The 10,907-nt window shown below is 74.5% G+C and carries 10 protein-coding genes, 1 pseudogene and 1 riboswitch; of the genes and pseudogenes, 7 read left to right on the top strand and 4 right to left on the bottom strand.

The window, feature by feature from the left end:
• Positions 1-57: 57 nt before the first annotated feature.
• Positions 58-199: riboswitch (cobalamin riboswitch) on the bottom strand.
• A 173-nt stretch (positions 200-372) separates the two neighbouring features.
• A complete protein-coding gene (locus ACFF45_RS28245) occupies positions 373-594 on the bottom strand; it encodes a hypothetical protein (protein WP_381349446.1) in 222 nt (73 codons plus the stop codon).
• Between the two features lie 74 nt (positions 595-668).
• Entirely contained in the window at positions 669-1,910 is a 1,242-nt protein-coding gene (locus ACFF45_RS28250) for an inorganic phosphate transporter (RefSeq protein WP_381349447.1), read from the bottom strand.
• A 294-nt stretch (positions 1,911-2,204) separates the two neighbouring features.
• On the opposite strand from ACFF45_RS28250, the gene ACFF45_RS28255 reads away from it, so the two are divergent.
• The 3 genes from ACFF45_RS28255 to ACFF45_RS28265 all read left to right on the top strand — a co-directional run bounded on the left by ACFF45_RS28255 (position 2,205) and on the right by ACFF45_RS28265 (position 5,842).
• Positions 2,205-2,945 carry a class II aldolase/adducin family protein gene (locus tag ACFF45_RS28255; protein WP_381349448.1) on the top strand — a complete coding sequence of 247 codons (741 nt, stop codon included), beginning with the start codon at positions 2,205-2,207 and terminating at the stop codon, positions 2,943-2,945.
• An 81-nt stretch (positions 2,946-3,026) separates the two neighbouring features.
• Positions 3,027-4,154: an alpha/beta hydrolase family protein gene (locus ACFF45_RS28260; protein ID WP_381349450.1), complete on the top strand. Its 1,128-nt coding sequence runs from the start codon at positions 3,027-3,029 to the stop codon at positions 4,152-4,154.
• A gap of 257 nt (positions 4,155-4,411) precedes the next feature.
• Positions 4,412-5,842, top strand: coding sequence for a hypothetical protein (locus tag ACFF45_RS28265; RefSeq protein ID WP_381349451.1), 1,431 nt, complete (start codon positions 4,412-4,414; stop codon positions 5,840-5,842).
• A gap of 24 nt (positions 5,843-5,866) precedes the next feature.
• Here the strand turns inward: ACFF45_RS28265 and ACFF45_RS28270 are convergent, their stop codons facing one another.
• Positions 5,867-6,280 carry a VOC family protein gene (locus tag ACFF45_RS28270; protein WP_381349452.1) on the bottom strand — a complete coding sequence of 138 codons (414 nt, stop codon included), beginning with the start codon at positions 6,278-6,280 and terminating at the stop codon, positions 5,867-5,869.
• Positions 6,281-6,568: 288 nt separating this feature from the next.
• Between ACFF45_RS28270 and ACFF45_RS28275 the strand changes: the two genes are divergently transcribed.
• The 4 genes from ACFF45_RS28275 to ACFF45_RS28290 all read left to right on the top strand — a co-directional run bounded on the left by ACFF45_RS28275 (position 6,569) and on the right by ACFF45_RS28290 (position 10,619).
• Positions 6,569-7,384, top strand: a complete 816-nt coding sequence (locus tag ACFF45_RS28275) for a PQQ-binding-like beta-propeller repeat protein (protein ID WP_381349453.1) — start codon at positions 6,569-6,571, stop codon at positions 7,382-7,384.
• A gap of 90 nt (positions 7,385-7,474) precedes the next feature.
• Positions 7,475-9,073: an ABC-F family ATP-binding cassette domain-containing protein gene (locus ACFF45_RS28280; protein ID WP_381349455.1), complete on the top strand. Its 1,599-nt coding sequence runs from the start codon at positions 7,475-7,477 to the stop codon at positions 9,071-9,073.
• A gap of 400 nt (positions 9,074-9,473) precedes the next feature.
• The gene (locus tag ACFF45_RS28285) at positions 9,474-9,695 is read left to right on the top strand and encodes a helix-turn-helix domain-containing protein (protein ID WP_018567695.1); all 222 of its coding nucleotides are present in this window, start codon (positions 9,474-9,476) and stop codon (positions 9,693-9,695) included.
• Positions 9,696-9,827: 132 nt separating this feature from the next.
• Positions 9,828-10,619 carry an enoyl-CoA hydratase/isomerase family protein gene (locus tag ACFF45_RS28290; protein ID WP_381349456.1) on the top strand — a complete coding sequence of 264 codons (792 nt, stop codon included), beginning with the start codon at positions 9,828-9,830 and terminating at the stop codon, positions 10,617-10,619.
• A 5-nt stretch (positions 10,620-10,624) separates the two neighbouring features.
• Here ACFF45_RS28290 and ACFF45_RS28295 read toward each other — a convergent pair.
• Positions 10,625-10,907: pseudogene (locus tag ACFF45_RS28295) on the bottom strand (nucleopolyhedrovirus P10 family protein); the annotation flags it as partial.

A 10,907-nucleotide genomic window follows, 5' to 3' on the forward strand; every position in this document is an offset into this window, starting at 1 on the left:
CTCACTGGGCAGCCGAGCATCGCGTTATGTCCTCACTCAGGGTGTCCACGCCCTGGTTCGACGAGACCGGCGGTGAGAGTTCCTGGCTCCCGGGGCGTTTCCTCCCCGGTCACAGTGGCGGGACCGCGCCGGATTCACACCGGGCTTCCTCTCCTGCCGCCGTACATGGCCCCGGAAGTCCACCATGGGGCCCGAACGGCCGTCAACTCGCCGTTGACCTGCGACGGGGCAGTGTGCTGAGGCCCACACCACACGGGCGACACCCGTCTCGTCCGCGTCGTGCGCCGCGCCCGCCGGCGCACGACGGCGCGCCCTGCCCGGTCCCCCCGCCGGGGGCCGCGTGTCAGGGCGCTCGCTCGCGCGGTCCGGCCGTCAGGCCACGATCAGGTAGATCCCGTACGCCACCGCCGCCGCGCAGCCCGCGAACGCGGCGCAGGCGCCGGTCACGGCCAGGGCGGCCGAGCCGCCCCGCTCCGCGGCGCGCTCGCGCCGCGACAGGCCGGCGATGCCGAGGGTGAACAGGCCCACCAGGGCCACCGTGGCCACGAGGCTGACCCCGAAGACGGAGCCGAGCGCCGCCCAGTCGATCTTCATGCTGCTGCTTCCTTCAGTAACCGGATGCTCAGTACCGGATGACCGGTAACCGGGTGCTCGGGCGAGCGGGGTGCTCAGACCGTGGCCTGGGAGGGCGCCGGCTCGGCGGTCGTCTTCTGCGCGGGCAGCGCGGCGGTGAGGTCGTCCGCCGGCGGGCCGGCCGGAGGCGGGGTCACCGCGGCCATCGCGGTCGTCACGACGCCGGCCGGCTCCTCGTCCGTGTCGTTGACGTTCGTGTGGTCCACGACCTCACGGCGCGAGAGCTTCCAGATCGCGGCGCTGGAGGCGACCAGGAAGACGGCCACCGCGGCGGTGCCCCAGGCGCCGAAGCCGGTCACCCACTCGGCGACCGCGCCGACCAGCGCGGCGGCCGGGAGAGTGAGGCCCCAGGCGACGAACATCCGGGTCGCCGTCGACCAGCGGACCACGCCGCCCTTGCGGCCCAGGCCCGCGCCCATCACCGCGCCGGAGACCGAGTGCGTGGTGGAGAGGGAGAAGCCGAGGTGGGAGGAGGCCAGGATGACCGTCGCGGCGCTGGTCTGGGCGGCGAAGCCCTGCTGCGGCCGGAGGTCGGTCAGGCCCTTGCCCATGGTGCGGATGATGCGCCAGCCGCCGAGGTAGGTGCCGAGCGCGATGGCGACGCCGGCGGAGAGGACGACCCACAGGGGCGGGTCGGAGTCCGGGGCGAGGGTGCCGCCGGCGACCAGGGCGAGGGTGATGACGCCCATGGTCTTCTGCGCGTCGTTGGTGCCGTGGGCCAGCGAGACCAGGCCCGCGGAGGCGATCTGGCCGGCGCGGTAGCCCTTGGCGGCCGCCTCGCCGTCGGCCTTCCGGCCGAGCCGGTACGTCAGCCGGGTTCCGATCATCGCCGCGACGCCCGCCACCAGCGGGGCGGCGACCGCCGGGATCAGCACCTTGGTGACCAGCACGTCGCCGTGGACCGCGCCGACGCCCGCCGAGGCGACGGTGGCGCCGACCAGGCCGCCCATCAGGGCGTGCGAGGAGGACGACGGCAGGCCGACCAGCCAGGTCAGCAGGTTCCACAGGATCGCGCCGACCAGCGCCGCGAAGATCACCTCGGGGCGGATGCCGCTCTCGTCCACCAGGCCCTTGGAGATCGTGTTCGCGACCTCCACGGACAGGAAGGCGCCGACCAGATTGAGGACGGCGGACATGGCCACCGCCACCTTGGGCCGGAGGGCACCGGTGGAGATGGTGGTCGCCATCGCGTTCGCGGTGTCGTGGAAACCGTTCGTGAAATCGAACGCGAGTGCGGTCACCACCACAATCGCGAGGATCAGCGAGATGCCTTCCATTTACCCAGGCAATCGTTCGAGGTCATTGGCCGGATGAACGTAGGTAACCTAAGTGAACGAAAGATGAACTGGGAAGGGCTTCCTGGTGTCCACGGACGAGGGGTGCCGTGACCCCGCGCATCGACGGCCCCCGCGCCGTCCGGACCGGGCCCGGACGTACCGGGCCAGGCGCCCCGCGCGGACCGCCCCGGCCGGGTCGCCGGCCCGTCGGTGAGACATCGGTCACCCGCAGGCCGCCGCCGTTGCCGCGCCCGCGCCGGGACACGGCGGCGGACCGGCTGGCAGGATCGCGGCATGACGGAAGAGCAGTGGGAACGGCGGGACGCGCGCGGTGCCCGGGGCGGCCCCGGCGACGCGCAGGGCGACGCGGAGCGGCGGGGGAGCGGCGTGCCGGACGAGGAGGCCCGGGCCTGGGAGGAACTCGTGGCCACGGCTCGCCGGTCCGTCTCCGACGGACTGGTCGTCGGCACGTCCGGCAACGTCTCCGTACGCGTCGGGGACACCGTCCTGGTCACCCCCTCGGGCGTCCCCTACGACCGGCTCGCCCCGGCCGACCTGACCGGCGTCGGCCTCGACGGGCGGCAGGTCCGCGGCACCCTCGTGCCGACCAGTGAACTGCCCATGCACCTCGCCGTCTACCGCACCACCGACGCCCGTGCCGTCGTCCACACCCACGCCGTGCACGCCACCGCCGTCTCCACGCTGGTGACGGAGCTGCCGGTGATCCACTACATGGCCGGCGCGCTCGGCGGACCCGTCCGGGTCGCCCCGTACGCGACCTACGGCACCGAGGAACTGGCCGAGAACATGCTGCGCGCCCTGGCCGGCCGCGCCGGCTGCCTGCTCCAGAACCACGGCACCGTCACCCACGGCAGCACCCTCGCCCAGGCCTACGACCGCACGGCCCAGCTGGAGTGGATGTGCCGCCTGTGGCTGACGGCGTCCTCCGTGCCCGGCCTGTCCCCGTCCCTGCTGACGGGGGAACAGCTGCGGGAGGCGGGGGAGCGGCTCCGGGGGTACGGGCAGCGGACGTGACGCTCGCCACGTCGCCTCACTCCGTTCCGCCCTTCCGCCCTTCCGCTGGCCGCCGGACGGCTCGGACAGGACACTGGTCTGGTGCGCACTGTCAAAGCGACGGCCGCCGCCGTCACCGCCGTGACGGTGGCCGGCGCCGCGGTGGTGGCCGCCGGCCGGTTCGCCAGTGACGCCGCGCTGAAGGCGCCGCCCGGCCGGCCCCTGCCCACGGAGCCCCGGCTCACCGTGCACGGCACGGCCGCCGGCCGCGTCACCCTCACCCGCTCCCTCGCCTCCCTGCGCCCCGGCAGCTACGGCCTGGCGGGCAACGGCACCCACGCGGTGGTCGGCCCCGTCCTGGACTCCGCCCCGCACCCCGCCGACTCGGTCGTACGCCGCCTGGAACGCGTCACCCACGGCACCCTGGAGCCCGGCGACAAGGTCTGGCTCACCCCCGGCCTGCACACCGGCGACCCCGGCGCCGCTCTCGGCCTGGCCCACACCGACGTCGACGTCCCCGGCGAACTCGGGCCCCTGCCCGCCTGGTTCGTGCCCGGCGCCCGGGAGACCTGGGTCATCACCGTGCACGGTCTGGGCACCACCCGGGAACACCCGATGAACGTCATGCGGTTCCTCAACGGCCTGCGCTTCCCGGTACTCGACCTCTCCTACCGCGGCGACCTCGGCGCCCCCCGCCCCCCGGACGGCCTGAACCACCTCGGCGAGGCCGAGTGGCGCGACCTGGACGCGGCGATCCGCCACGCCATCGGCCACGGCGCCGAACGCGTCGTCCTCCACGGCTGGTCCACCGGCGCCACCATGGCCCTGCGCGCCGCCACGCACTCGCCGGTACGGGACCGCATCCGCGGGCTCGTGCTCGACTCCCCGGTGCTCAGCTGGGAGGCGACCCTGCGCGCCCTCGCCGCCGCCCGCCGCACCCCGGGCCCGCTGCTGCCGCTCGCGGTCCGCGCCGCCCAGGGCCGCACCGGCCTGTACGGCGACCGCATCGACGAGGCCGCCCACCCGGAGCGGCTCACGGTCCCGACCCTGATCTTCCACGGCCCGGACGACCTGGTGGCCCCCTGGGCCCTGTCCCGCCGCCTCGCCGACCGCCGCCCCGACCTGGTCGCCCTGCACACCGTGCGGCAGGCCCCGCACCACGCCATGTGGAACGCCGACCCCGCCGGCTACGAGGAAGCCCTGCGCCGCTTCCTGACGCCGCTGATGTGACGTCGCTTACTGACGTCGCTTCCTGACCTCGCTTACTGATCTCGCTTCCTGACCTGACCTTGCTGCCTGACTCCGCTTTCTGACTCCGCTGATGGGACGTCGCGGCACGCCGCCCCGCCGCACGGTTCCGTTCAACGCCGTACCACTGTCCGGAGGCCGGCGGGTACCCCCGCCCAGGACCTGTCCCTTGGCCACTCCGGTCGCCCCACGTGACATTCCGTTTGGGTTTTCGGACCGTCAACCGGAAGACTGCACCCGTGACGTCCCGTATCCCGCGCGACTCCAGGCTCCGACTCGTCCGCCCGCGACCCCTGGCCGCCGCCCCCCGAGCGATGAACCAGCGGCGCTCGCGCCGCCCCGCCCCCCGCCCCCCGGAGGGCACACCGGCCCCCGCGGAGCTGGCCGGAATGGCGCGTCTCCGGCTGGCCGGCGCGGCCCGCGTGGCCCGCTGGGCCGACGCCGCCCTGCGCCCCGGCAAGGGCAGCGCGACCTCCGACGGCAAGGCCACACTCGCCGACGCGACCGCCGAACGAGCGGCCGCCGAGCTGGGCCTGACACCGGCGCAGATCCGTGCCGACTGGGACACCGCCCGCCTCGCCGGGCTCGTCGAGGTGCACGGCGGCAGCGCCCGCCCCGGCTGGCGGCTGCGCGCCTGGCACCGCGACGACACCGCCGTGCTGCGCGGCTGGGTGGCCCTCTTCGACGCCTGGTCGCTGGCCCACCCGGAACCCGCCGAGCACGAGCCCGCCGCCGTCGCCGAGGTCGTCTCGGCGATGCCGCAGGTGCTGTCCTTCCTCCAGCTGTCGGCCGGCCCGGTCCCCGTCGAGCAACTCCTCGACCTGCTCCAGCAGCGCGTCAGGGAACTGCGCACGCAACGCTGCGAGGTCCCCTACGGCCCCCAGCGCGAACCCGCGAGCCCCCCGGCCCCCGGCACCGCGCCGCCCGCCGACGCCGAGCCCGGGGACACCGAACTGGCCCCGCTGCTGGACTGGGCCCTGGACGCCCTCGCCTCCGTCGGCGCCCTCACCTGCGGCGCCGGACAGGCCACCCTGACCCCGCTGGGCAGCTGGGCGGTCTGGGTCAAGCTGGAGCAGATCTGCGTCGCCGCGCAGAGCCCCGCCGGCAACATCGAGGCCGCCGCCGAGGACATGCTGCGCGGCTGCGCCCAGCTGCGGCCCAACGCCGCCCGCGCCGAGTACCGCGCCTGGCTGGCGGCCCGCCCCGTCGGCAGCGCCGTCACCGAACTGCTGGACGCCGCCCGCGGCGAGGACGCCCTGCTGCGCGGCCTGGCCTTCGAGGCGCTGCGGGTCGTCGGCGCCCCCGCCGAGCCCGAGGTCCGCGCGGTGCTGGACGAGCCGACCCTGCGGCCGTACGCCCTGCTGTGGCTCGCCGAGCACGACGGCGCCGACCCCGAGGACGCCCACGAGGTGCTCACCCGGGAGGAGGCCACCTGGCTGTGGGTCGACACGGCCGCCGCCGTCGCCGACCACGGCGAGGCCCCGCTGCTCGTGCGGCACCTGGAGTCCGCCGTGCAGCCGACCGTGCCGGCCCTGCTGGACGAGGTGCGGGCCGTGGGGCATCCGCGCACGGTGCAGGTCCTGGTCGCGCTGGCCGCGGCGCACCCCGACCCCGCCCTGGCCAAGGCCGTGCGCCGCGCGGCCTTCCAGGTGCACACCGGGGGCAGCTGAGGCGCCCGGCCGCCGGGGCGCGGGTCAGTCGCCGGTCCGGGGCGCGTAGGTGCCGAAGCTCCAGACGTTGCCCTCGGCGTCCCGGGCCAGGTAGTCGCGCGAGCCGTAGTCCTGGTCCGTCGGGGGCATCAGGATCTCCACGCCGTGGTCGACGGCGTTCTGGTGGTGTGCGTCGACGTCGTCCACGGCGACGTACACCCCGGCCGGTCCCGCGTCCCGCATCAGCGTGTCGTAGAGTCCGCCGCGGCCCTTGGAGCCGATCATCACCGCGCCGTTGCCCTGGACCAGCTCGGCGTGCGTCACCGTGCCGCCCGCGCCCTCGTACACGGCCAGCTCCGTGAAGCCCAGGCCCTCCGTGAGCTGCTTGATCGCCGCCTTGGCGTCCGCGTACAGCAGCGTCGGGAAGACGCTCGGACCGCCACCGCTCGTACCCGCCATGCCGATCACTCCCTTGTGCGCAGGACCCGCGAACCGGTCGGACCGGGTGCCGGTCACACGGCCGGACCCCGCCGGGCCCGCCCGGTGCACTCATCGTGACACCCCCCACCGACAACGCCACCCCGCCCCCACCCCTCCCCGTCCCCGGCCCGGACGCCCGTCCCCTGTTTCCCTCCCGCGTCCGAACGGGCGACGTGCCCCCCGCCGGCCCCCCGCCTGCCGGTGCGGCGCGCCTCCCCTGGCTACGCTCTGCGCCTGTCCGTGCGCACGGTCGTCGAAGGGAGCCCGGTGGTCGCTCTGCCGGCCGAGCCGATGCCGGCCGATCCCCTCCCGCCGGACCCCGAGGCCACCGTCCCCCCAGCCCCGCCCCGCGCGCCCCGCCGTCTGCTGACGGCCGTCGCCGCACTCGTCCTCACCGCCCCGCTCCTCGCCGCCGCCCACCAGGCCCGCACGGCCCCCTACGGGGACCGCCTCACCGTGCACGCGCGCGTACCGCACGCCGAGCCGCACCTGCGCGTCCGGCGGGCCGCCGTCGAGGCGTACGACCGTGCCACCGGCCTGGTCCGCTGGCGCTACGCCCGGGAGGGCCGCCGTCCCCTGACCGTGCTTCCCGCGCGCGGGGAGGCGATCGCGCTCTGGGACGACGGGCTGGTCACCGACACCGACGGCACCTCCGTCCGCTGGCACCGCGCCCTGCCCGCGGCCGCCGACTGGCTCCCGGCGCACGGCGGCACCGGCGTCCTGCGCCCCCTGGGCGGCGGCATCCTCGCCGTCGTCACCCCGCGCCGCATCGCCGCGTACCGCACCGCCGACGGCGACCTGCGCTGGGTGCTGCCGGCCCGCAAGGGGTGCGTGTTCCGGCCCGAGCGCGCGCTGCGGCACGGCCGCGCCCTGCTCGTCGCCCAGCCCTGCCCGCGCGCCGCCTGGACGGGCCGGCTCGTCGCCGTCGACGACCTGGGCCGGATCACCCCGCACCGCACCCCGCTCGGCAACGGCGTCCGCGGCCGGCGGCCCGCCGAGCCCGCCCCGCACCCGCTCCCCGCCGCCCCGCCCCCGCCCCCGGGGCGGCCGGACCCGCGAAAACCGGTTGCACCGCCCCGTTAGACTGGCCCCATGGCCATTCTCCTCGCGCATTAGACGGCGGGAACGTCCTCAGCCGCCTGTCCCGCCACCCACCCGCCCTGGAGTCTGTCCGTGATCTCCGCCTCCGGTATCGAGCTGCGCGCCGGTGCCCGCGTCCTCATCGAGTCCGCCACCTTCCGCGTCGCCAAGGGCGACCGCATCGGCCTGGTCGGCCGCAACGGCGCCGGCAAGACCACCCTCACCAAGTGCCTCGCGGGCGAGGGCATCCCCGCCGCCGGCACCATCACCCGCTCCGGCGAGGTCGGCTACCTCCCGCAGGACCCGCGCACCGGCGACCTCGACGTCCTCGCCCGCGACCGCGTGCTGTCCGCGCGCGGCCTGGACGTCCTGATCCGCAAGATGCGCGAGAACGAGGAGCGCATCGCCAACGGCAAGGGCGCCACCCGCGAGAAGGCGCTCAAGCAGTACGAGCGCCAGGAGACGGAGTTCCTCACCAAGGGCGGGTACGCCGCCGAGGCCGAGGCGGCCACCATCGCCGCCGCGCTCAACCTGCCCGACCGGGTGCTCGGCCAGCCCCTGCACACCCTCTCCGGCGGTCAGCGCCGCCGTATCGAGCTGGCCCGCATCCTGTTCTCCGACGCGGACACCCTGCTGCTCGACGAGCCCACCAACCACCTCGACGCCGACTCGGTCGTCTGGCTGCGCGACTACCTCAAGACCTACCGCGGCGGCTTCATCGTGATCTCCCACGACGTCGACCTGGTCGAGACGGTCGTCAACAAGGTGTTCTACCTGGACGCCAACCGCGCCCAGATCGACGTCTACAACATGGGCTGGAAGCTCTACCAGCAGCAGCGCGAGGCGGACGAGAAGCGCCGCAGACGGGAGCGGCAGAACGCGGAGAAGAAGGCCGCCGCGCTGAACGCGCAGGCCGACAAGATGCGTGCCAAGGCGACCAAGACGGTCGCGGCGCAGAACATGGCCCGCCGCGCCGAGAAGCTGCTGTCCGGCCTGGAGGACGTCCGCCAGTCCGACAAGGTCGCCAAGCTGCGCTTCCCCGAGCCCGCGCCCTGCGGCAAGACCCCGCTGACCGCCGAGGGGCTGTCCAAGTCGTACGGCTCGCTGGAGATCTTCACCGACGTCGACCTGGCCATCGACAAGGGCTCCCGCGTGGTCATCCTCGGCCTCAACGGCGCCGGCAAGACCACGCTGCTGCGGCTGCTGGCCGGGGTGGAGCAGCCCGACACCGGCCAGGTCACCCCCGGCCACGGCCTCAAGCTGGGCTACTACGCGCAGGAGCACGAGACCCTCGACCCGGACCGCACGGTCCTGGAGAACATGCGCTCCGCCGCACCCGACATGGACCTGGTCGAGGTGCGCAAGGTGCTCGGCTCGTTCCTGTTCTCCGGCGACGACGTCGACAAGCCGGCCGGTGTCCTCTCCGGCGGTGAGAAGACCCGGCTCGCGCTGGCCACCCTGGTGGTGTCCTCGGCGAACGTGCTGCTGCTCGACGAGCCGACCAACAACCTCGACCCGGCCAGCCGCGAGGAGATCCTCGGCGCGCTGCGCACCTACAAGGGCGCGGTCGTGCTGGTCACCCACGACGAGGGCGCGGTCGAGGCGCTCCAGCCGGAGCGGATCATCCTGCTCCCGGACGGTGTCGAGGACCTGTGGGGCGCGGACTACCTGGACCTGGTCACCCTCGCCTGACCGCGCTGCCGCCCGGCTCGCCCGCCCCGGACCGATTGACTGATCAATCGGTCAGTGCGGTGTGATCGAAAGGGTGATCCACTGGGTATGGATCATTCGGCCCAGCCGTGATCCATCATCTGTGTGAGATCTCCTCGTACCCGGGTGTGTCGTACACCGATTTCCGGGCGAATCCCTTTGTCGACAAGAGGTTCGCCCGTCCGGGTCTCTGACCTGCCGCTTCGCGGAACACCCCGTTCGGCCGTATGCACACCGCACGACGGAATCACGGATTCCGCTTGTGGGGACGTGCTCCTGTCGTCACAACGCTGTCGCACGGACCTTGCCGAATGGGTGGCCATGAAGGCCCGGAGGGGTGATCATGAGGGGACCAGAGCGCACTTCCCATGAGGAGGCACGGGTGGCCGAGACTCTGAAGAAGGGCAGCCGGGTGACCGGCGCCGCGCGCGACAAGCTCGCGGCAGACCTGAAGAAGAAGTACGACGCCGGTGCGAGCATCCGGGCGTTGGCCGAGGAGACCGGCCGCTCGTATGGCTTCGTGCACCGCATGCTCAGCGAGTCGGGCGTCACGCTCCGTGGGCGTGGCGGGGCGACGCGGGGCAAGAAGGCCGCTTCGGCCTGACCCCCGGGTACGCCCTTCGGCTTCGGTGGTGGCCACCCGGTCGGTCCGGTGATCGGCTGGGTGGTTACTGTGCAGTCACTTGAGAGTGCCTCGGTACGGCACTCACGATGACCGCATCCATCGGAGACGCCCATGGCTTCGCTCGACCCGGTACTCGACAAGGACGGCGTACGGCTCACCGTCGACGACGCGCTCGCCACGGTGACGCTGACCCGTCCCGCCAAGCGCAACGCGCAGAGCCCCGCTCTGTGGCGGGCGCTGACCGAGGCGGGCCGGCTGCTGCCGGGCTCCGTCCGGGTGGTCGTGCTGCGCGCCGAGGGCAAGTCCTTCTCGGCGGGCCTCGACCGGCAGGCCTTCACCCCCGAGGGCTTCGACGGCGAGCCGTCCTTCGTCGACCTCGCGCGCGGCAGCGACGCGGAGCTGGACGCGACCATCGCCGAGTACCAGGAGGCGTTCACCTGGTGGCGGCGCAGCGACATCGTCTCCGTCGCCGCCGTGCAGGGGCACGCCATCGGCGCGGGATTCCAGCTCGCCCTCGCCTGTGACCTGCGCGTCGTCGCCGACGACGTGCAGTTCGCCATGCGCGAGACCGGCCTGGGCCTGGTCCCGGACCTGACCGGTACCCATCCGCTGGTCGGACTCGTCGGCTACGCCCGCGCGCTGGAGATCTGCGTCACCGGGCGCTTCGTCCAGGCGGACGAGGCCGTGCGCAGCGGCCTGGCCAACGTCGCGGTGCCGGCGGCCGAACTCGACGGCGCGGTCCGCGACCTGACGGCGGCGCTGCTCGCCGCGCCGCGCGACGCGGTGATCGAGACCAAGGCACTGCTGCGCGGCGCGGGGCAGCGCGCCTACGACGACCAGCGCGTCGCCGAACGCGCCGCCCAGGCGCGCAGGCTGCGGGACCTCGCGGGCCTGGGGGAGTGACGCCGTCACCCCACCCCGGTGATCAGGACCGCGACCGTCGGATGATCCGGCACGGCGATGCCCACCCGCGCGCGGACCGCCCGGGCCACCTCCACGGCCCGGTGGTCCGGGTCGACGGCGCACTCCAGCCGCACGTGCCGGCGCGGCGGCGCGGCGTCGGCCCGGCCCGCCGCGATGTGCACCGCCCGGCCCAGGGCTTCGGTCAGGTACGTCACCCCCGGCACCGCGAGGGCCGCGGCGGCCACCGCCGGCGCCTCGCCGTCCGCGGGCGGCCGCGCCCGCGGCGGC

The organism is Streptomyces cinereospinus (assembly GCF_042430725.1).
Classification (GTDB): Bacteria; Actinomycetota; Actinomycetes; order Streptomycetales; family Streptomycetaceae; genus Streptomyces; species Streptomyces cinereospinus.